Raw genomic sequence first — 20,129 nt, forward strand, 5'->3', positions numbered from 1 at the left:
ACGCCCCCTCGCCGCGCAGGTCCGTGCGCGGCGAGGGCCGAACGACGCGAGCCGCCTCGAGCGCCGGTACGGGGTCAGTCCGCGGAGAGGGCCCGCCATGCGGCGCGAGCCGCCTCGAGCGCCGGTGCGGCGTCGGTCTCGGCGCGCGCGGTCGCGAGATGTCGTCGCGCGTCCTCGAGGTCGAGACGCCGAGCGATCGAGGGCCGCGCGTCGGAGGCCGCGTCGCCGGCCTCGGCGGTCGCCAGCGCCGCGCGAGCGCACGCGAGCGTACCGGGGAGAGCGGCACGCGCCGCCTCGAGACGTCGGCGGGGGGTGAGCGCTCCGTGGACGGCGACGTCGCGGGCGGCCCGCGCCCGCGCAACGGTCGCGATCGCCTCACGGGGGCGTCGCGCGGACCGGGCGGCGGCATCGTCGAGGGTGGCCATCGCGTCCCGCAGACGGACGGGAGCGTCGGGCGCGCACGCCTCGGGCCGCGCGGCGGCGGCCGAAACGGCATCCGTCAGCTCGGCGCGCGCCGCATCGATCTCGGTTGCGGCGTTCGCGGCCGCCTGCACCGCGATGCGGTGCTCGTCCTCGACGGCGCGCAGGCATCGTGCGGCGCGGCGCAGGGCCCGCGTCGCGGCGAGCAGGTGCGCAGCATCGTCGTACGACAGGGCGTCGTCCGCCGCGGAAAGGGCGGTCGACGCCGCGCCCGCCGCCCGCTCCGCCTCGCGGCGGTCCGCGGGGTCGAAGCGGTCCCGCAGGGCAGCGAGCAGGGGTTCCGGGTCGCCCGCCGCGGCCACGACCGCTTCGCGCCGGCGGCGCGCTGTGGCGTACAGAAGCGCGACGTCGCGGTGCGTCCGCGCCCATTCCCCGAACTGCTGGTTCGCGGCCGCGGCGCGTTCCGTCTGCGTCCGCAGCGACTGGCGCAGCTGTCCGGCCCGGTCGCGCCGCGCAGCGGCGACCGACGTGTCGGCACGGAGATCGAGCACCTCGGCGAAGCCGCGATCGCGGGCGCGCTGGGCCGACGCGCGCGCCCGGCGCAGCTCGGCCGGGACGTCCGACGCCTCGACGCCGTCGAATGCCTCGAACGCCACGTCGAGGTCGTCGACGGCGTCGTCGAGTCCGCCCAGGGCCTCGGTCGCCTGCTGTAGGGCGGTCTGCGCCGCCGCGCGCATCCGAGGGGAACGACGATGGACGCGCACCATCACGACGACGGCGAGCACCAGCACCGCGGCCACCCCGAGGGCGACCGCGGCGGGGACCAGCCAGGGGATCTCAGTCACCGACCGGGGTCTCCGCGACGTCCGGTCGGTCGACGAGCAGCAGGGCGCGCAGCTGGTCGATGTCGTCGACCGCGGCCTGGGCCCCCTCGGCCTCGTGAGGCCAGCTGAAGCCCCAGCGCACGAAGATCACCGGCACCTCGGCATCCCGCCCACCCTCGACATCGTGGTGCCGGTCACCGATCAGCACGGGACGAGAGGTGTCGTGGCCCTGGGCCTCGAGACGGCGCAACGCCTCGCGCACGATGTCGGACTTGGCCGCGAGGGCCCGCTCGTCCAGCGACGCACCGACGGTCGCTTCGAGGGAGGGCTCGAGGCCGAAGTGGTCCATCAGGGCGACCACCTGCACCTCGGGCTTCGAACTCGCCGTCGACTGGGGGATGCCGGCCGCGTGCAGGTCGTGGATGAGGTCGGCGACCCCCGGGTACAGGCGCGCGCTGACGGTGTAGCCCTCGCTGCGGTTGAGCCCGCGGTAGAACGCCACGGCTTCGGTGGCCTGCTCGGGGGTCATGTCGACATTGGCCTGGAACGACTCGAACATCGGCGGACCGATCCAGTGCGAGAGCTCGCCGCGCGTCGGCGGGGTGCGTCCGAAGTGCTCGAGGGTGATCGTCAAGCGGCGGAGGATGCCCTCCGAGGCGTCGACGAGGGTTCCGTCGACGTCCCACAGGACGCAGGAGAAGGGGGAGCGTGCGGGCATGCGCACCACGCTACCGGGGCGGCATCCGCCCGGATCGATCGGGGCGACGACCGAGCCGGCCGAATCCGTGCGTCGAGGGCGCTGCGCCCCGCCCCGATCCTTCAAGGGCGGGGGAGGGGGCGCTCAGGCGCTCGACCAGGGGCATGTGCGTGGCCGGTACCCGCACCGCCCCGTGCAGCCAGACGAAGATCATGAGCGCGATGAACCCCGTGAGCAGTTTGTCGATGAGCGAGGTGAGCAGGTTCGCGGAGAAGACCGCGGCGATCACGGGTACCCCCATGGTCGCGATCGACGACGTGACGGCGTCGAAGCCGTGGCCGGTGAATCCCCCGAAGAGCAGCAAGCCCACGGGAGCGCCGATGGCCGCGCACACCACGGCGGCGATGAGGTTCAGCGCGAAGAATTGGCGGATGTCGTCGCCCATGCCGAAGCGGTGCACCCCGAAGCCCCACACCAGCGCCCCGGCCACATTGACCAGGGCGAAGGGCGCCGCCGCGGGGACCCCCACCGTGAAGCCCAGCAGGTTGCCGGCGAGGGCGACGACGACGCCGTGCCACGGGCCCAGGACGATCGCCGTCGCCGCCGTCCCCACCATGTCGAGGAAGATCGGCAGGTCGAGGGCTTGGACCACCGCGATACCGAGCAGGTTGAGCAGGATGCCCCCCAGCAGCAGCGCCATGGTCGTCCGCTTCTTCCGCGTCGGCGGGGCCGCCGGTGGGCGCGCCGGTGCGCGGGCCGGTACCGGCGGCGCGGGCGGCTCGGCCTCGGTTCGCACGGGATGGGCGCGTTCGCCGCTGCGGCGCACGCGCACGCAGCGCTCGACCCACCGGTCGGCCTCGCTCTCGTCGGCACCGAGCGCGCGCACGATGTCGCGCAGGAGCGCGGTGTCGATCCAGGTGCGGCCGGGACGGAAGAGGTCGTAGACAGTGCTGCGCGGGGGCGAGGCCGCCTCGGCGGGGACACCTCGTGCGACGCGCACGGTGCCGACGCGCCGACCCAGTTGTGCGAAGGAGCACCCGTCGGCCGCTTTGAGGGAGGTCAGATCGGCGGCGATCCGGTCGAGGGAGTCGCCCTCTTCGCCCGGCGTCGGCACAGCAGTCACGTCTCCCCCTCACGCGACTCCGCCCCCCGCGTCGCCCGCTGCGCGCCACTCTAGCGAGCGCCGGCCGAAGGGACGGGCGGGTCGGACGGGCGCGTCGACTCGCCCGCGCGGCCGTTCGGGTGTTGTCCGGGACTGTCCGGATCGACCGCCCGTCCGGGTGCGCCGTCGTCGGGGCGCCCTAGCGTCGAGGTCGTCGCCGTCGTTCGGGTGGTGACGGATCCGGCTCCCGGGGGATGCCGTGATGGGCGGGGTCTCCGTGGGGGCGGAGACCCCGCCCGACCTCTTCGGCCGTCGCGCGAGCGCCGGCCGTGTCCGCGTCGGTCGCGCGAGGCGCCCCCTGCGTCCTCGCGCGGCCGGCTTCCGCGAACGGGCCCGGGAGGTGTCGCGGCATCCGGAGTTCGGGCGCCCTTCGGCGCGACGCCGGCGCCGGGAATCCGGTGGGTGCCCCACACCGGGCGAGAGGCACCGGCATCCGGAACCCGGGTTCCTCGGGCGACGCCGGGGAACGGTCGCCGGGGCCGGGGCGTCAGAACAGGCGCGGGGCGCCGGACTGCACGCCCTTCATCTCGTCGTAATCGAGGGTGAGACAACGGATGCCGCGGTCGGTGGCGAGCACGCGGGCCTGCGGCTTGATCTCCTGCGCCGCGAACACGCCCGTCACGGGCGCCAGCAGCGGGTCGCGGTTGAGCAGCTCGAGGTAGCGCGTCAGCTGCTCGACGCCGTCGATGTCGCCGCGGCGCTTGACCTCGATCGCGACGGTGCCGGGGGCGTCGTCGTTGCGCAGCAGCAGGTCGACCGGACCGATCGCGGTGGGGTACTCGCGGCGCACCAGGGTGAGGTTCTCGCCCACGACCGACACCTGCTCCGCGAGCAGACGCTGCAGGTCGGCCTCGACGCCGTCCTTGATCAGGCCCGGGTCGACCCCCAGATCGTGCGCGGTGTCGTGGACGATCTCGTGGATGCGCACCAGCAGGGCGTCACCGGTCTTGGCGTGGGTCACGCGCCACCGCTCGATCACGCCGTCCTCGACATCGACCTCGTCGGGCTGCTCGCGGGTGAGGCTGCAGGGCGGGCTCATCCAGTTCAACGGCTTGTACGAGCCGCCGTCCGAGTGCACCAGCAGACTGCCGTCGTTCTTGTGGACGAGCAGGCGGGTGGCGAGGGGAAGATGCGCGTTGAGGCGGCCGGTGTAATCGACGGAGCAACGGGCGATGACGAGACGCACCCGACGAGCCTAATCGCGGCGCGCCGGCTCGGCGGCGCGCGCGGGTTCGACGACGAGCGGTTTGGCCGCGCCCGAGAAGAGACCGGATGCCACGATCAGCGCGACCACGATGAGCAGCGTGTTGAGCAGACCGATGTGGTCGCCGATCCAGCCGAGGATCGGCGGGCCGCACAGGAACGCGACGTAGCCGATGGTCGCGGCGGCGGCGACGCGCGAGGCCGCCTTGGCCGGATCGTCGGCGGCCGCCGACATGCCGATGGGGAAGCCGAGTGAGGCGCCCAGGCCCCACAGCGCGGCGCCGACGAACACCAGCGGTCCGAAGGGCGCGAGGATGAACAGCAGCAGTCCGGCGGCCGCGGTGCCGGCCAACACGCGCAGGACGAGGACGCGACCCAGACGGTCCACCACCGGGCCTCCGGCGATACGTCCCACGGTCATGGCGATCGAGAAGACCGCGAGCACCGCCGGTCCCGCCTCTTCGGGGGCACCGTGGCCGTAGACGACGGCGGAGGGGAGCCAGTCGTTCGCGCTGCCCTCGGCGAAGGCCATGCCCAGCATGATCACGCCGAGCGTGTAGGTGCGGGGTTCGCGCCAGGCCTGCAGCGATACGGCGACGCGCTCGCGCCACGGGCGGCGCACCTCTGCCACGGCGGCGTCCGAAGCGAGTTCGACGCGGGGCACGTTGGCGACCGCCACGAACGCGACGACGAGGATGACCATGCCCATCGCGACGCAGTGCGCCACGACCGGGATGCCCAGGCTGACGGCGACGAAGCCCAGACCGGCGCCGATGACGGTGCCGAAGCTGAAGAAGGCGTGCAGCAAGGGCATGATGGTGCGGCCCGTGGCCTTCTCGAGGGCCGCGCCCTCGACGTTCATCATCACGTCGACAGCGCCGTTGCCGAAGCCGAACAGCGCCAGACCCACCAGCGCGACGCCGAACATCTGCAGGGTGTCGGCGCCGAATCCGATAATCGTCAGGCCCACGCCGACCAGCACGAGGGCGGCGAGCATGCCCGATCGCGCTCCGATGCGCGCCATCACGGTCGGCGCGAGGGACAGGCCGATGATGGATGCCACCCCCATGCCGAGCAGCAGCAGGCCGACCCCGGAATTCTCGATGCCGAGGGATTCTCTGATCTGCGGCACGCGCGAGGCCCAGGTCGAGATGCTGAGCCCGCTCGCGAGGAAGATGGCGCAGATCGCGATGTGCCAGCGGACGAGCTGGGACCGGGTCAGCGTGGAGTACATGTCCACACTGTATCGAATCGATTCGGAAACACGTGTCGCCCGGGTTACGATCAGCCGGTGAGCACCCGCCGCGCCACCATCAGCGACGTCGCCCGTGAGGCGGGCGTATCGCCCTCGACCGCCTCCGTGGTCTTCAGCGGGAAGACGCCGACCTCGGACGCCGTGCGCGCGCGCGTGCTCGCCGCCGCGCAGTCGCTCGGATACACCGGCCCCGACCCGCGCGCCGCCTCGCTGCGCCGCGGGCGCTCGGGCATCGTCGGTGTGGTCTTCGACCAGCACCTGGGCACCGCCTTCCTCGATCCGGTGACCACGCACATGATGGACGGCCTGGCCGACGGGGTCTCACGCCTCGGGGCCGCGTTGCTCCTGCTGCGCGACAACGGCGAGACGGTCAGCGAACCCTCGCTGCACACCGCCCCCATCGACGCGGCCGTGCTGATCGGCTGCAGCCCGCGCTTGCGGGAGTCGCTCGAGATCGTGCGGGGTCGCGGCATCCCGGTCGTGGTCGTCGAGGGCGACGCGGGCGAAGGCGTGCCGCGGGTACTGCTCGACAACGTCGAGGCGCAGCGCACGGCCGCGCGGCACGTCGCCGACCTGGGGCACCGCGATGTCGTGCTCGTGACACTGCCCGTCGACCCCTCCCGCCGCCGCGGGTGGATCGCCGACGACGCCGTCATCGGCGTCGACGTGACGGCCGATCGCCTCGCGGGGGCACGCGACGTCTTCCCCGATGCGCCGGCACTGGCCGCGGCGACGAGCTCGATCGACGAGGGTGCGATCGCGGGCCGGGTGATCTTCGCCGAACCGGCGCGCCGCCCGACGGCGGTGATCGCGCAGAGCGATCTGCTGGCCGCCGGGGTCATCCGCGCCGCGGAAGAAGCGGGGCTGCGCGTTCCGCAGGACGTGAGTGTCACCGGGTTCGACGGCGTCGTCGTGGACGGTCTCGCCCCGCACGTCCTCACCACCCTTGTCCAGCCGGCGACGGCCAAGGGGCGAGCGGCCGGCGAGGCCGTCGCGGCGATGCTCGAGGATGCCGTGCCCTCGGGCCTCGATCTCTCCTGCGTGTTCCGCGAGGGCACCACGACGGCTCCGCCGCGTACCACATGAGAACCCGCTGCGCGGAAACTCTTATGCGCCGCATAGAATAAGGCCGACCCCGAGAGCCCTAGCATCCCGCTCGTCGACCCCGAGGAGGCCCGCGCATGCTGATGTTCCTGGGCGCCTTCGCGGTCCTTCCCCTCCTGCTCCCGTACGTGGTCTCGCGGATTGGGGCCCGCGCGTTTTACGTCGCGGCGGTTCTGCCGGTTCTCGCCTTCGCGCACGCCGTGCTGCTCGCCCCCGCCGTCCTCGGCGGGGACATTCCGTTCGAGGAATACCGGTGGATCCCCGCGATCGAGGTCTCGCTCTCGATGCGCATGGACGTGCTCGGCTGGCTGTTGACCCTCGTCGTCACCGGCGTCGGGGCACTCGTCATGCTTTACTGCCGGTGGTACTTCCGCGGAAAGACGCAGGGCGTCGGGCAGTTCTCGGCGGTGCTGCTGGCCTTCGCCGGCGCCATGTACGGCCTGGTGCTCACCGACGACATCGTCGTGCTCATCATGTTGTGGGAGGCCACGAGCGTCCTCTCGTACCTGTTGATCGGGCACTATCACGCCCGCGCCGCCAGTCGTCGCGCGGCCCTGCAGGCGCTGCTGGTGACGACTCTCGGCGGCCTCGTGATGCTGATCGGCATCGTGCTGCTGGTCGTGCAGGCCGGCACCTCCAGCCTCGCGGCGATCCTGGCCGACCCTCCCACCGGCACCGTGGTCGACATCGCCGTCCTGCTGCTGCTCGTCGGCGCCCTCAGCAAATCGGCGATCTTCCCCTTCCACTTCTGGCTCCCCGGCGCCATGGCCGCCCCCACCCCGGTCAGCGCCTACCTGCACGCCGCGGCCATGGTCAAGGCCGGCATCTACCTCATCGCGCGCCTCGCGCCGGGCTTCGCCGAGACACCCTTCTGGCGTCCGACGCTGATCACCCTCGGCGTGTTCACCATGCTGCTCGGCGGCTTCCAGGCGCTGCGCGAACGCGACCTCAAGCGCATCCTCGCCTTCGGCACCGTGAGTCAGCTCGGCTTCCTGACGGTCATGCTCGGGTACGGCACGCGCGACGCCGCGCTCGCCGGCGTCGCCCTGCTGCTCAGCCACGCGCTGTTCAAGTCCTGTCTGTTCCTCGTCGTCGGCGTGATCGACCGGCAGCTCAACACCCGTGACATCGGTCACCTCTCGGGGCTCGGCCGCCAAGCGCCGGTCATGGCCACGGCGTCGTTCGTCGCCATCGCGTCGATGGCGGGCGTCATCCCCACCCTCGGCTTCGTGGCGAAGGAGACCGCCCTCACCGCCCTGCTGCACGAGGCCGAGCAGGGCGCGGTGTGGGGCGTCGTCGCGCTGATCGGCATCGTGCTCGGGTCGGCGCTCACGGCCGGATACGGCATCCGCTTCCTCTGGGGTGCGTACTGGACCAAGCGCGATGTCGAGACCACCGACTGGCCCGACCCCCCGATCGGGTTCCTCGCCGCTCCCGTGCTGCTGGCCGGCGGGTCGCTCGTCCTGGGACTCATCGCCCCCGTCGTCGACGCATGGCTCACGCCCTACGCCGACGGCCTCGCCCCGGCCACGCCCGGTCTCGAAGCTCCCGCATACCCGTACCACCTGGCGCTCTGGCACGGCCTGGAACCCGCCCTGTTCATCTCGCTCGGCACGCTCGCGCTGGGCGCTGCGGTCTTCTGGGCGGTGCGCAAGACGCAGCTGCACACGCGCCCGCGTCTGCTGCCGTTCACGGCGAACGATGCCTACAACGGTGCGCTGCGCGGCGTCGACTACACCTCCGAATGGGTGACCGCCCGGTTCCAGCGAGGTTCGCTGCCGTTCTACGTCGGCACGATCTTCATCGTCCTCGTCGTCGCCGAGGGCGTCGCCCTGCTGTCGTCGCAGGAGTGGCGCGCCCAGCTCGATGCCTGGCAGTCGCCGTCGCAGCTGATCGCAGCCCCGCTCATGATCGCCGCGGGGATCCTGGCCGTCCGGGCGCGAAAGCGCTACACCGGCGTCGCCCTCGTCTCGGTCACCGGTCTCGGTCTGGTCGTCCTCTTCGCCACCAGCGGCGCCCCCGACCTCGCGCTCACCCAGGTCCTCGTCGAGACGGTGACCCTCGTCGTGTTCGCCCTGGTGCTGCGCCGGCTCCCGGCCCGCATGGGCGAGCACAACGAGTCGGTCGCGCCGTTGGCCCGCGCGGTACTCGGTGCCGGCGTCGGTCTGATCATGGCCCTGGTCGCGATCGTCGCCACCGGCGCCCGCCAGGAGCTTCCGATCTCGCTCGAGTGGCCGCCCCTGGCGTACGAGATCGGTCACGGGCGCAACGTCGTCAACGTCGCCCTCGTCGATCTGCGCGGGTGGGACACGATGGGCGAGCTGTCGGTGCTCATCCTCGCCGCCACGGGCGTGGCATCCCTCGTCTTCATCACGGATCGCAGCGACAACCTCAACCGCCGCTCGGGGACGGCCCGCAGCGTCGTCGGCCTCGGTCGGCGCCGTCCGCTCGTCGAGACCGACGCGGGTGTGCGCGCCCAGCGCGTCGGCGAGGCCGGGGCGCCACGCGCATGGCTGGTGTCGGGCGCGAAGGTGCAGCCCGAGAACCGGTCCATCCTGCTCGAGATCGTCATCCGCGTGCTCTTCCACTCGGTCATGATCGCGTCGCTGTATCTGCTGTTCGCCGGTCACAACCTGCCCGGTGGCGGGTTCGCCGGCGGCCTGGTCGCGGGTCTCGGTCTGGTCATGCGCTACATCGCCGGCGGGCGGTGGGAGCTCGGCGCCGCCGCTCCGACCGACGCGGGACGACTTCTCGGCGCCGGGATGGCGATCGCGGTGCTGTGCGCCCTCGTGCCCATGGTCTTCGGCTTCGCGCCCCTGCAGAGCTTCACCTTCGAGGGTGATCTGCCGCTCATCGGTCACTGGGAGTTCGTCACCAGCACGATCTTCGACATCGGCGTCTACCTGGTCGTCATCGGGCTGGTGCTCGACGTCCTGCGCAGTCTCGGGGCCGAGGTCGACCGGCAGTCGCAACGGCCCGAGGACGCCGAGGTGGTCAGCTCGTGAGCATCTCCCTCGTCCTGGTCATCGTCATGGCAGTGCTGTTCGCGTGCGGGGTCTACGCGATGCTCGAGCGCAGCCTCACCCGCGTGCTCATCGGATTCCTGCTGCTGGGCAATGCCGCCAACCTGCTGCTGCTCGTCGTCATGGGCGCCCCGGGCCGTGCGCCGTTCTACGACGGCGGAGAGACGGATGCCGCCGACATGTCCGACGCGCTCCCGCAGGCCCTCATGCTCACCGCCATCGTCATCACCTTCAGCATCTCGGCGTTCCTGCTGGCGTTGATCTACCGCTCGTGGCAGCTGGGTCAGGCCGACACCGTCGTCGACGACGCGGACGACGTGGCCCTGCGCGCACGCACCCCGCAGATGCCGGACGACGCGATGGACGACGAGGCGCGCTCCGACGACGACGACGTCACCACCGACTTCGTCGGCGACGTGGCCTCGCCCATCCGCGTCCTGCACCAGGGAGACCTGTCCACGCTCGTCGACGACGCCCCCGTGGACCGGGTGGCGGTGCGTCGCGACCCCCCGGCCCGGGAACGGGACGATTCCCCGGCCGAGGCCGGCGCAGACGACCCGAAGGACGGTGACCGCTCGTGAGCGCTCTCGTGCCCCTGCTCGTCGGCGTCCCGCTCATCGGCGCCGCCGTCAACCTCGTCTTCGGGCGCCGTAAGCGTGTGCAGATCATCGTGTCGGTCGCAGCCCTGGTGACGGTGCTGATCCTCGGCTCCGTGCTGCTGGTCGAGGTCGACACGAACGGGCCGATCGCCGTGGCGATCGCGGGGTGGGACATCCCGCTCGGCATCGTCCTGTACGTCGACGTGCTGGCGGCACTGCTGGTGGTGGTCACGAGCATCGTGCTGCTCGCGGTCCTGCTGTTCTCGATCGGTCAGGGCGCCGCCGACAACGACGAGGACACCCCGGTGTCGATCTTCTATCCCGCGTACCTGATCCTCGGTGCGGGCATCTTCAACGCCTTCATCGCGGGCGATCTGTTCAACCTCTACGTCGGGTTCGAGATCCTGTTGGTCGCCTCCTACGTGCTGATCACCCTGGGCGGTACTGAGTCGCGCATCCGCACCGGGGTGGTGTACATCGTCGTCTCGCTGGTGTCGTCGATCCTCTTCCTGGCCGCGATCGCGATGGTGTACGGCGCGCTCGGCACGGTCAACATGGTGCAGATCAGCGAGCGGATGTCACAGCTGCCGCAGGACATCCAGACGGTCCTGCACGTCATGCTGCTGCTCGCGTTCGCCATCAAGGCGGCCGTGTTCCCCCTGTCGTTCTGGCTGCCCGACTCCTACCCCACGGCTCCGGCACCCGTCACCGCGGTGTTCGCGGGTCTGCTGACCAAGGTCGGCGTCTACGCGATCATCCGCACCGAGACGCAGCTCTTCGTCGACAACGACTTCAACTTCGTGTTGATGATGGTCGCGCTCGCCACGATGATCGTCGGCATCCTGGGCGCCGTGGCGCAGGCCGAGCTCAAGCGCATCCTCTCGTTCACCCTCGTCAGCCACATCGGGTACATGATCTTCGGGCTGGCGATCAACACGCCGCTCGCCATCGGCGCGACGATCTACTACATCGTCCACCACATCATCGTGCAGACCACGCTGTTCCTGGCGGTGGGCCTCATCGAACGCAGCGCGGGCAGCACGTCGATCCTGAAGGTCAAGGGGCTCATGCGCGCGGCGCCTCTGCTCGCGGTGCTGTATTTCATCCCGGCGATCAACCTCGGAGGCCTGCCGCCGTTCTCGGGCTTCATCGGCAAGTACGCCCTCTTCGACGCTGCGGCTCAGGTGGGCACGCCGGTGATGATGGTGCTGATCGTGGGCGGTATCGTCACGTCGATCCTGACGCTGTACGCCCTCATGCGCGCGTGGAACCTGTCGTTCTGGCGCGAAGAAGAAGACTCTCCCGAGGCGATGGAGCGCATCGCGTACCTCGGCAACGCACCCGCCGCGGCCATCTCGACCGAGCGCCGCACCACCCCCCGCATCATGACCATGGCGACGGCCGGAATGGTGGCCGTCACGATCGCACTGACCGTGTTCGCCGGTCCGTTGCTGGACGCGTGCCTGCGTGCCGGAGAACGCATCGCCGGCGGCGTCACCCTGGTGCAGCTGCAGGAACAGGCGGGTGACGGATGAGTCCCACGCGTCGGGCCCAGGTCTCGCTCTTCCTGCATCAGCTGCCGCTGCTGGTGTGGCTGGTGGCGTTGTGGATGCTGCTGTGGGGGCAGTTCACCTGGCTCGCCCTGATCACCGGTCTGGTCATGGCGGTCTTCGTCACCCGCGTCTTCCGGCTGCCCCCGGTCGAGCTGTCGGGGCGCATCAACCTCTGGTACGGCCTGGTCTTCGTCGTGACGTTCCTCGGCGCGGTCGTCAAGGGCTCGCTGATCGTGGCGTGGCAGGTTCTCGACTTCCGCCGGCAGCCCGGGGCGGCGATCATCGCGGTGCCCCTGCGCGTGGACGACGACGTCATCATGGCGCACACCGCAATCACGGCATCCCTCATCCCGGGTTCGCTCATCGTGGACGTGGACCGCGAGAACCGCACGCTGTTCCTGCACACGATCGGCGTCCGCAGTGAGGCGGATGCCGAGCACCAGCGTCGCGTCGTGCTCGGCTGGGAGGCGCGCATCACGCGCGCCGTGGGGTCGAAGGAGGAGCTGCAGGAACTGCGCGCCCGCATCGCCGACAGCTCCACCCACCACGCCGTCGAGACCCCGCGCGACGGGAGGACCCTGCTGTGAACGCCCTCGTCGCCGTGATCCTGGTGGTGTTCGCCGTGGCCGCCGTGCTCGCGCTGATCCGCCTCGTGATCGGTCCGTCGATCCTCGACCGCGCCGTGGCCGCCGACGTGCTGCTCACCGAGGTGCTGTGCATCCTCGGCGCCGACATGGTCATCAACCACCACACGCGCTCGCTGCCCGCGATGCTGATCATCGCCGCGGTCGGGGTTTTCGGATCGATCGCGGTCGCCCGCTTCGTCGCGCGCAAGGAGAACCCGAGATGACCCTCGACGCCGTTCTCGACACCGTCGCCCTCGTCCTCGTGCTGATCGGCGCCGTGTTGTGCCTGACCGCGACCATCGGGTTGATGCGCTGGCGCGACGTCCCGACGCGCCTGCACGCGGCGACCAAGCCGCAGGTGCTCGGGGTGCTGGTCATCGTGATCGCCGTCGCCCTGGCCGCGCGGGAGTGGAGCGTCGTGGCCTTCGGCATCCCGATCGTGCTCATCCAGTTCGCGACCGCGCCGCTGGCCGCCCACATGGTCGGTCGCGCCGCGTATCGCAACCGCACGACCGACGAGAAGAACCTCTACGTCGACGAACTGGAGCACCGCACGGAGCAGTCGGGCTCGACGGGTGCCGAAACGCGTCCCGAGAGCTGACCCGGTCTCAGACCTGGGATTCTCGCGCGTCCTGCTGCGCCTGCGGCGAGGGTGTGCCCTCGTCCGGTTCGGGGGTGCGTCGACGGTGGTTCAGCTCCTGTGCCTCACGCTCCTGCCGGCGCCCCTCGGCCAGGAACGCCAAGCGGTTGAGGCACTCGCGGTTGCGCAGCCTCAGCAGCGGTTTCCACAGCACCGTGGGCAGGATCGCCGCCGCACCGGACACGGGCTCCTCGGCGATCGTCACCGCGATGCCCACGGGGTGAGGGCGGGCGTCGATGCGGAGCACTCCGCGCCCGAGAATGCCGGCCTCGGGCCGCAGGCGCATGCGGCGCGGGGGATCCCACTCGACGATCTCGCTCTGGTCGTGGATCATCACGGGCCAGACGCCGAGCGAGTGGTGCAGCTGGGCCCCCTCGCGGGGCCAGCCGGCGTCGACATCGCGCATGCGGGCCGCGCCCACCACCCATACGGGATAGAGCCAGCCGTCCGACAGGACGGCGAACAGGTCGTCGGGGGTGCAGCGCATGAGGCGGGTGTTGCGGGCGGGCATGGCATCCCTCCGGTCGGATTCCTCGACCCTACGGGCTCGGGCCCGCGGGCGCGGCGACCCTTGACGCCCGCGCGCCGATGCCGTCCGTCGCGCCGCCCGGGCGGAGGGCGTCGCCGGCCCGCGGCGGTCCCCTCGACGCCCCCGGGGACCGCCGTCGGGCGCGGAGCGGGTCTCAGCCGATCAGGCTCGGCTGCAGGTCGCGCAGGGTGCGGTGATGGGTCATGCGTGTGACTCCGATGGCCGCGACGAGCACGCCGCCGATCATCCACGCGCCCAGCACCAGCAGGTCGGGCCCGACCCGCGATACGTCGCCGCCGTACATGACCTGGCGCAGGGCATCCACGACGTACCCCATCGGCAGCACGTGGTGCAGAGCGGCCAGCGGGGCGGGCAGGGTCTGCCACGGGAAGGTGCCCCCGGCCGTGACCAGTTGCAGCACCATCAGCACGAGCCCCAGGAACTGCCCCACCGACCCGAGCCACACGTTCAGGGCGAGCACGATCGCGGCGTACGTCGCCGAGGCGAGGAGCAGGATGCCGAGCGCCGCCCACGGGTTCGCGAACGAGAACCGCAGCGCGACGGCGAGCACCGTGAACAGGCCCACCATCTGCAGGGCGCCGAGTCCCGCGGGTGTCAGCCACCCCGCGAGCGTCACGCGGACGGGGGAGCGCAGCGCGGTGACCGCACGCTTGGACACGGGCTTGACGATGAGGAACAGTGCGTAGATGCCGATCCAGCCGGCCAGGGCCGCGAAGAACGGGGCGAGGCCCGCGCCGTAGTTCTGGGCCTTGGTCACCGAGGTCGTGCCCACCGCCACGGGGTCGCCGATCGCGTCGGCCTGGGCCTGACGCGTGGCGTCGTCGGTGTCGGGGATCTGCTCCACGCCCGAGGCGAGTCCGTCGCGCAGGCGCGACGCCCCGCCCTGGAGCTGGTCGATACCGTCGTCGAGCCGGGTCGCGCCGTCGCGCACCTGGACCGATCCGTCGCGCAGGGCGGAGGCTCCGGATGCCGCTGCCGCCGCACCGTCCGCCAGGGCCGACGCCCCGTCGGCGGCCGTCGCCGCGCCCGAGGCGACCGTGGCACTGCCGGCGGCGACCTGGCGGGCACCGTCGTCGAGCTGGTCGATCTGGTTCACCGTGTCCTGCACGCGGCCGTTGGCCGCCTCGAGGCGCTGACCGACCGGGTCGAGCCGCGAGAGGATCTCGTCGATGCGGGCCTGGTCGAGACCGGCGTTCGCGAGGGCCGCGGCGATGTCGGCCCGAGCCTGGGGCAGCTGTGCGGCGGCGTCGCCGGCGACGGAGCCGACCTGCCGGGCGGCGGTGTCGATCCGGTCGACCCCGCCGGCGACCTGCTGCGCGCCGTCGGCCACCTTCGCGGCGCCGTCTCGCAGCTGCGCGGTTCCCGAGCGCAACCGGTCCGCGCCGGTCGAGAGTCGGGCGTTGCCGTCGGCGAGCGTCGCGGCACCGTCGGCGAGGGTCGTCGACCCGCTCGTGAGCTGCGCGGAGCCGTCCTTGGCCGTGGTCAGGCCGTCGACCAGCTGGGTCGCCCCGGTCGTGGCATCCACCAGGCTCACGCGGATCGTGTGCAGGGCGTCGAGCAGGGTCAGACCGGCCTCGCCGACGACCTTCTGCGCGACCGAGGCCTGGATGCGCGCGACCGCCTGCGTTCCGATGGTGGAGGCGAGGTAGTTGTTGGCGTCGTTGGTGCGCAGCTCGATGTCGGCCTGGCGCGGGTTGTCGCTCGAGAGCGAGGCCACGGCGTCGGTGAAGTCGGCGGGCAGGGTCACCACGAAGTCGAAGTCGCCCGCCGCGAGGCCCGCGTCGGCTTGTTCGCCCGAGACGCGATGCCACTCGAACGCGTCACCGTCGAGCAGCTCCTCGGCGGCCTCGTCGCCGAGGTTGCGCTGCTGGCCGTTCACCTCGGCGCCCCGATCGTCGACGACGAGGGCGACGGGAACGCTGGAGAGGTTGCCGTACGGGTCCTGGTTGGCCCATAGGTAGAGCCCGCCGTAGAGGATCGGCACGGCGAGCAGGGCGATGAGGGCCAGCACCGACATCCGCGTCGAGGTGAGCCGACGCAGTTCGGCCGCGATCATCTGGGGGATCTTCACCGCGCGACCTCCTCGGCGGCGTCGAGTCTGGCGGCGTCGCGAGAGGCGGCGTCGAGTGCGGCGGCGCCGAGTGCGGCGGCGTCATCCGCGGTGGCGAGGGCGGTGTGCGAAGCCCGGCCCGCGACGACGAGCACGGCGTAGCCGCGTTCGGCGAACTCGCGCGCGAGGCGCCACCACGCGGCGGGTTCGCCGCCGTGACGGTCGGGAGCGACGAGGACGAGGCCGTCGACGCCGGAGCGCAGGGCGGCCAGCTCGAGCAGCAGGCGGATGCGCGCGGCGGGCGCGACGTCACCGATCGCCGTCGCCGCGAGCCCGTCGAGCCCCAGGCCCTCGAGCCAGCGCGCCGCGGCGAAGGGCGTGGGTGCGTGTCCGGCGAACATGAGCTCCTCGGCGACGACGCCGGTGACGGTCACGTTGGACTCGGGCTCGGACACGAGCGGCGCGTCCACCAGGGCGACGCGGCGTCGGATCGATCCGCGGTCGGCGCGACCGTCGATCAGGACGGAGCCGCCGTCGATCCTCATGCGACCGGATGCCACGAGCCCGAGCACTGTGGGACGCTGCTCGGTCTCGGCGATGACCAGGGTCGCCGTCCCCGTCTCGAAAGCCGTCGAGGTCGGGGGCAGGGCGCGGCCCTTGCCCACCTCGTGCAGGACGATCTTCATCGCGTCTCCAGGTCGGGGTGCGCCGCGAGCAGTGCGCGGGCTTCGGTCCACGACAGGCCGGCCATGCCCAGGACCGCGCAGACCGCGATCGAGCGGGCGGTGGAGGACTCGGCATCCACGCGTGAGACGACCATGCGACCCGTCTCTTCGAGCAGGCGCGAAAGCGTGGGGGCGGGGAGGTCGGTGCGCAGCTGCGCCTGCTCTTGACCGCGGCGGACGATCGCGTCGATACGGCGGCGCAGCGGGGCGAGGGCGGCGGATGTCTCGGGCAGGTGCGCGTCGTCGAGGGCGAGCGCCGCGGCGGCCTGCACGTGGGCGGCCTCGGCCCACAACTCCGAGGCCAGGCGGGCGAGCGCGACCCGGGAGTCGGCGTCGTCGACGGCGTCGGCGATGGCGTTGAAGCGGGCGGCGCCGGCGGCGATGACCTCACGGACGATGGCATTGCGGTCGTCGAAGTGGCCGTAGAGCGCGCGGCGCGAGAGGCCGGCGCGGCGGGCGATCGTGTCGATCGAGGCGCGGGGGTCGTGGCCGATGGCGGCGGTGGCCGCGTCGAGGATGCCGGCGCGGTTCTCGACGGCGTCGCGGCGGCGGGCGGGAGTACTCACGAGCGATCAGTGTACGCCGAAAGTGCACGCGTGTGTGCAACTTAAGGCGGAGGCGGCCTCGGCCCTTATCCCCGTGGCGGGGTCGGGAACCCGGCGCGACCGTCGACCTCACGGGGCGGAGTGCACGCGAGAGAGCCCGCGGTGCCGGGGTGGCAGCGCGGGCTCTCGTCGAGGTCGGGGTCAGTCGGTGCCGGAGTCGAACGCGGCGCCCTCGCCCGCGGCATCCGTCGCCTCGGCCAGGCGCTCGCCGTCGGCGCTCAGGGGCGCGGCCGGCTCGACGATCTCGCGGGCGCCGCCGACGGCGATCTCGCCGACGAGCTCGCCCGTCGGGCCGCCGATCAGGCCCAGACCGGCGTACTGCTCCAGGCGTGCGCGCGAGTCGGCGATGTCGAGGTTGCGCATGGTGAGCTGGCCGATGCGGTCGACCGGACCGAACGCGGCGTCGCCGACGCGCTCCATCGACAGCTTCTCGGGCGAATACGACATGCCGGATGCCACGGTGTCGAGGATCGTGTAGTCCTCACCGCGGCGCAGACGCAGCGTGACCGAGCCCGTGATCGTCGAACCGACCCACTTCTGGATCGACTCGCGCAGCATGAGCGACTGCGGCTCGAGCCAGCGTCCCTCGTACATGAGGCGCCCGAGGCGCCGGCCCTGCTCGTGGTAGGTGGCGAGGGTGTCCTCGTTCAGGATGCTGTTGACCAGGCGCTCGTACGTGATGAACAGCAACGCCATGCCGGGAGCCTCGTAGATGCCGCGCGACTTGGCCTCGATGATGCGGTTCTCGATCTGGTCGCTCATGCCCAGTCCGTGGCGGCCGCCGATGGCGTTGGCCTCGCGCACCAGGGCGACCGGATCGTCGAAGCGCTCGCCGTTGATCGAGACGGGGCGACCGGCCTCGAACGCGACCGTGACGTCCTCGGTCTCGATCTCGACCGAGGGGTCCCAGAAACGCACGCCCATGATGGGTTCGACCGTCTCGAGGGGGACGTCGAGGTGCTCGAGGGTCTTGGCCTCGTGGGTGGCGCCCCAGATGTTGGCGTCCGTCGAGTAGGCCTTCTCGGCGCTGTCGCGGTAGGGGAAGTCGTGCGCGACGAGCCATTCGCTCATCTCTTTGCGCCCGCCCAGCTCGGTGACGAAGTCGGCATCGAGCCAGGGCTTGTAGATGCGCAGGGCGGGGTTGGCCAGCAGGCCGTAGCGGTAGAACCGCTCGATGTCGTTGCCCTTGTAGGTGGAGCCGTCGCCCCAGATGTCGACGCCGTCCTCTTTCATGGCACGCACCAGCAGCGTGCCGGTGACCGCGCGACCGAGCGGCGTGGTGTTGAAGTACGTGCGCCCGCCCGAGCGGATGTGGAACGCGCCGCAGGCGAGGGCGACGAGGCCCTCTTCGACCAGTGCCGTCTTGCAGTCGACCAGTCGCGAGATCTCGGCACCGTACTGGGTCGCCCGCCCCGGGATCGAGGCGATGTCGTCTTCGTCGTACTGGCCGAGGTCACCCGTGTACGTGCAGGGCACCGCACCCTTGTCGCGCATCCACGCGACGGCCACGGAGGTGTCGAGACCCCCCGAGAAGGCGATGCCGACGCGCTCGCCGACGGGAAGGGACTGCAAGACCTTGGACATGCCCTCGATTCTAGGGCGGAGGGATGCCGTGGCCCGACGCGAGGGCATCCCCGGTCGCCTCGGGGGGACGGGGGAGGAGGGCTCAGCCGATCGTGACGTCGGTGATCGTGACGGGGGTGGCCGGGGCGCCGTCCGCCGAGCCGCCGGAGGTGCCGGCTTCGGCGATGGACTGCACCACCGCGAGGCCCTCGGGGGACATCTGCCCGAACACCGTGTAGTCGGGCGGCAGGGGGGTGTCCCGGTAGACGAGGAAGAACTGCGACCCGTTGGTGTCGGGGCCGGCGTTGGCCATCGCGACCGTGCCGGCGGGGTAGGTCTCGCTGCCGTCGAGCTCGTCGGCGAAGCGGTAGCCCGGGCCGCCGCGGCCGGTGCTCGTGGGGTCACCGCACTGCAGCACGAAGATGCCCTGCGTGGTCAGGCGATGGCACTCGGTGTTCGAGAAGTACTGCTGCTGCGCGAGCGAGACGAAGCTCTCTACCGTGCACGGGGTGCGCTCGCCGGTGAGGGTCAGGGGGATGTCGCCGGCCGAGGTCTGCAGCACGGCCTGCACCTGACCGCTCGGGCGCTCGGTGCCCGCGGCGGGCGGGGTCACGTCGACCGCGGGCTGGCCCGACGCCTCGAAGGAGCACTCGCCGGACGCGGCTGTCGGCGCGGCGGCGGTGGACGACGGCGCGGTGTCGGTCGCGGTCGTTCCCGCGCATCCGGCGAGCAAAAGCAGGGCGGAGGCGGCCAGGGCCGCAGAGATCAGTCGCGTTCGCACGCTCACCAGGGTAGGGCCAGGTCTGTTCAGGCGGGGGAGGTCTGCGGCATCCGGATGCCGCGTGCCCGCCCGATCGCGACGATCCCGAACGCCAGGGCCACGATGGTGACCGCGATGACGACGATGTACGCCACGACGCTGCCCCACCCGCCCGTGTTCGGGTCGAGGAACGGGTAGGGGTACCAGTACGGCGCCCCCGTCGTGGGGTTGGTGATCAGCGGCGCGCGCAGCAGCGTGTAGACGATCCAGGCGATCGGGAAGACCGCAGCCCCCAGCGCCGCGGTCCAGGGGAGGCGGCGCCGGCCGGAGCCGAACAGCACGTCGAGCAGGAGGAACAGGGGTCCCCACACGTGCAGGATCTCGTTCGACCAGCCCACCGTCTCGGGCTGCAGGGGCAGCCCGCGCAGCAGCAGGTTGTAGACCACGCCGGTGACGATCATGTACGTCGACACGTACGCGAGCGCGGTCGCGAGCGCGGGCGGGTCGACCTCGGGGCCCGCCGCCCGTCGCCGCACGAAGCTCAGCGCGAGCAGCACCAGCACGATCGCCGCCGAGACGTTGGAGAGGATCGTGAAGAAGCTGAAGAAGTTGGCCACGGTCGTCGTCACGTCGCGCCCCGCGGCCGCGGCGCCGGACGCCGAGGACACGAACTGCGCCACCACGGCCACCACGATCGCGATCGCCGCCACCGCGCGGGCGATGTTCCAGCCGAGGGCCCGGCCCGTCGTTCTCGTCATCGCTCCAGGGTA

Annotated in this window: 19 protein-coding genes; 7 read left to right on the top strand and 12 right to left on the bottom strand. The window is 71.8% G+C overall.

Annotation, left to right across the window (positions count from 1 at the left end; all coding sequences use genetic code 11):
* Positions 1–74 precede the first annotated feature (74 nt).
* From ACIPVB_RS02650 to ACIPVB_RS02670, 5 genes are all read right to left on the bottom strand, one after another.
* Entirely contained in the window at positions 75–1,265 is a 1,191-nt protein-coding gene (locus ACIPVB_RS02650) for a hypothetical protein (RefSeq protein ID WP_400366719.1), read from the bottom strand.
* Complete coding sequence (locus ACIPVB_RS02655) at positions 1,258–1,962, bottom strand: HAD hydrolase-like protein (protein WP_400366721.1); 705 nt, start codon at positions 1,960–1,962, stop codon at positions 1,258–1,260. The genes ACIPVB_RS02650 and ACIPVB_RS02655 overlap by 8 nt, the downstream gene beginning before the upstream one ends.
* Positions 1,963–1,972: 10 nt before the next feature.
* A complete protein-coding gene (locus tag ACIPVB_RS02660; protein ID WP_400366722.1) occupies positions 1,973–3,064 on the bottom strand; it encodes a hypothetical protein in 1,092 nt (363 codons plus the stop codon).
* A 526-nt stretch (positions 3,065–3,590) separates the two neighbouring features.
* Positions 3,591–4,289, bottom strand: coding sequence for an endonuclease NucS (gene nucS / locus ACIPVB_RS02665; protein WP_400366724.1), 699 nt, complete (start codon positions 4,287–4,289; stop codon positions 3,591–3,593).
* A gap of 9 nt (positions 4,290–4,298) precedes the next feature.
* Positions 4,299–5,540, bottom strand: a complete 1,242-nt coding sequence (locus tag ACIPVB_RS02670) for an MFS transporter (protein WP_400366725.1) — start codon at positions 5,538–5,540, stop codon at positions 4,299–4,301.
* A 57-nt stretch (positions 5,541–5,597) separates the two neighbouring features.
* Between ACIPVB_RS02670 and ACIPVB_RS02675 the strand changes: the two genes are divergently transcribed.
* The 7 genes from ACIPVB_RS02675 to mnhG all read left to right on the top strand — a co-directional run bounded on the left by ACIPVB_RS02675 (position 5,598) and on the right by mnhG (position 13,067).
* Complete coding sequence (locus ACIPVB_RS02675; protein WP_400366727.1) at positions 5,598–6,647, top strand: LacI family DNA-binding transcriptional regulator; 1,050 nt, start codon at positions 5,598–5,600, stop codon at positions 6,645–6,647.
* A 95-nt stretch (positions 6,648–6,742) separates the two neighbouring features.
* The gene (locus ACIPVB_RS02680; protein WP_400366729.1) at positions 6,743–9,670 is read left to right on the top strand and encodes a Na+/H+ antiporter subunit A; all 2,928 of its coding nucleotides are present in this window, start codon (positions 6,743–6,745) and stop codon (positions 9,668–9,670) included.
* Positions 9,667–10,269 carry a Na(+)/H(+) antiporter subunit C gene (locus ACIPVB_RS02685; RefSeq protein ID WP_400366731.1) on the top strand — a complete coding sequence of 201 codons (603 nt, stop codon included), beginning with the start codon at positions 9,667–9,669 and terminating at the stop codon, positions 10,267–10,269. The genes ACIPVB_RS02680 and ACIPVB_RS02685 overlap by 4 nt, the downstream gene beginning before the upstream one ends.
* Positions 10,266–11,822, top strand: a complete 1,557-nt coding sequence (locus tag ACIPVB_RS02690) for a Na+/H+ antiporter subunit D (protein WP_400366733.1) — start codon at positions 10,266–10,268, stop codon at positions 11,820–11,822. Before ACIPVB_RS02685 ends, ACIPVB_RS02690 begins: the two co-directional genes overlap by 4 nt.
* The gene (locus tag ACIPVB_RS02695) at positions 11,819–12,427 is read left to right on the top strand and encodes a Na+/H+ antiporter subunit E (protein ID WP_400366735.1); all 609 of its coding nucleotides are present in this window, start codon (positions 11,819–11,821) and stop codon (positions 12,425–12,427) included. Before ACIPVB_RS02690 ends, ACIPVB_RS02695 begins: the two co-directional genes overlap by 4 nt.
* Entirely contained in the window at positions 12,424–12,690 is a 267-nt protein-coding gene (locus ACIPVB_RS02700) for a monovalent cation/H+ antiporter complex subunit F (protein ID WP_400366737.1), read from the top strand. Before ACIPVB_RS02695 ends, ACIPVB_RS02700 begins: the two co-directional genes overlap by 4 nt.
* Entirely contained in the window at positions 12,687–13,067 is a 381-nt protein-coding gene (gene mnhG, locus ACIPVB_RS02705; protein ID WP_400366739.1) for a monovalent cation/H(+) antiporter subunit G, read from the top strand. Before ACIPVB_RS02700 ends, mnhG begins: the two co-directional genes overlap by 4 nt.
* A 7-nt stretch (positions 13,068–13,074) precedes the next feature.
* On the opposite strand, the gene ACIPVB_RS02710 is transcribed toward mnhG, so the two are convergent.
* The 7 genes from ACIPVB_RS02710 to ACIPVB_RS02740 form a co-directional block, all read right to left on the bottom strand.
* The gene (locus ACIPVB_RS02710) at positions 13,075–13,617 is read right to left on the bottom strand and encodes an SRPBCC family protein (protein ID WP_400366741.1); all 543 of its coding nucleotides are present in this window, start codon (positions 13,615–13,617) and stop codon (positions 13,075–13,077) included.
* A gap of 172 nt (positions 13,618–13,789) precedes the next feature.
* A complete protein-coding gene (locus ACIPVB_RS02715) occupies positions 13,790–15,727 on the bottom strand; it encodes a YhgE/Pip family protein (RefSeq protein WP_400366743.1) in 1,938 nt (645 codons plus the stop codon).
* The gene (locus ACIPVB_RS02720) at positions 15,724–16,392 is read right to left on the bottom strand and encodes a hypothetical protein (RefSeq protein WP_400366745.1); all 669 of its coding nucleotides are present in this window, start codon (positions 16,390–16,392) and stop codon (positions 15,724–15,726) included. The genes ACIPVB_RS02715 and ACIPVB_RS02720 overlap by 4 nt, the downstream gene beginning before the upstream one ends.
* Positions 16,389–16,997: a TetR/AcrR family transcriptional regulator gene (locus tag ACIPVB_RS02725; RefSeq protein WP_400366746.1), complete on the bottom strand. Its 609-nt coding sequence runs from the start codon at positions 16,995–16,997 to the stop codon at positions 16,389–16,391. The genes ACIPVB_RS02720 and ACIPVB_RS02725 overlap by 4 nt, the downstream gene beginning before the upstream one ends.
* A gap of 180 nt (positions 16,998–17,177) precedes the next feature.
* Positions 17,178–18,620: an argininosuccinate synthase gene (gene argG, locus ACIPVB_RS02730; protein ID WP_400366748.1), complete on the bottom strand. Its 1,443-nt coding sequence runs from the start codon at positions 18,618–18,620 to the stop codon at positions 17,178–17,180.
* An 82-nt stretch (positions 18,621–18,702) separates the two neighbouring features.
* Complete coding sequence (locus ACIPVB_RS02735) at positions 18,703–19,380, bottom strand: peptidylprolyl isomerase (protein WP_400366750.1); 678 nt, start codon at positions 19,378–19,380, stop codon at positions 18,703–18,705.
* 26 nt (positions 19,381–19,406) lie between these two features.
* The gene (locus tag ACIPVB_RS02740) at positions 19,407–20,117 is read right to left on the bottom strand and encodes a Pr6Pr family membrane protein (RefSeq protein ID WP_400366751.1); all 711 of its coding nucleotides are present in this window, start codon (positions 20,115–20,117) and stop codon (positions 19,407–19,409) included.
* Positions 20,118–20,129 lie beyond the last annotated feature (12 nt).

The sequence above is a fragment of the Microbacterium sp. NPDC090007 genome, assembly GCF_044748345.1.
In the GTDB taxonomy this organism is placed as follows: domain Bacteria; phylum Actinomycetota; class Actinomycetes; order Actinomycetales; family Microbacteriaceae; genus Microbacterium.

Coding starts and splice junctions, on each gene's coding strand:
- argG (WP_400366748.1), bottom strand. CDS start 18,620: ATGTCCAAGGTCTTGCAGTCCCTTCCCGTCGGCGAGCGCGTCGGCATC.
- ACIPVB_RS02655 (WP_400366721.1), bottom strand. CDS start 1,962: ATGCCCGCACGCTCCCCCTTCTCCTGCGTCCTGTGGGACGTCGACGGA.
- ACIPVB_RS02720 (WP_400366745.1), bottom strand. CDS start 16,392: ATGAAGATCGTCCTGCACGAGGTGGGCAAGGGCCGCGCCCTGCCCCCG.
- ACIPVB_RS02695 (WP_400366735.1), top strand. CDS start 11,819: ATGAGTCCCACGCGTCGGGCCCAGGTCTCGCTCTTCCTGCATCAGCTG.
- mnhG (WP_400366739.1), top strand. CDS start 12,687: ATGACCCTCGACGCCGTTCTCGACACCGTCGCCCTCGTCCTCGTGCTG.
- ACIPVB_RS02710 (WP_400366741.1), bottom strand. CDS start 13,617: ATGCCCGCCCGCAACACCCGCCTCATGCGCTGCACCCCCGACGACCTG.
- ACIPVB_RS02740 (WP_400366751.1), bottom strand. CDS start 20,117: ATGACGAGAACGACGGGCCGGGCCCTCGGCTGGAACATCGCCCGCGCG.
- ACIPVB_RS02670 (WP_400366725.1), bottom strand. CDS start 5,540: ATGTACTCCACGCTGACCCGGTCCCAGCTCGTCCGCTGGCACATCGCG.
- ACIPVB_RS02680 (WP_400366729.1), top strand. CDS start 6,743: ATGCTGATGTTCCTGGGCGCCTTCGCGGTCCTTCCCCTCCTGCTCCCG.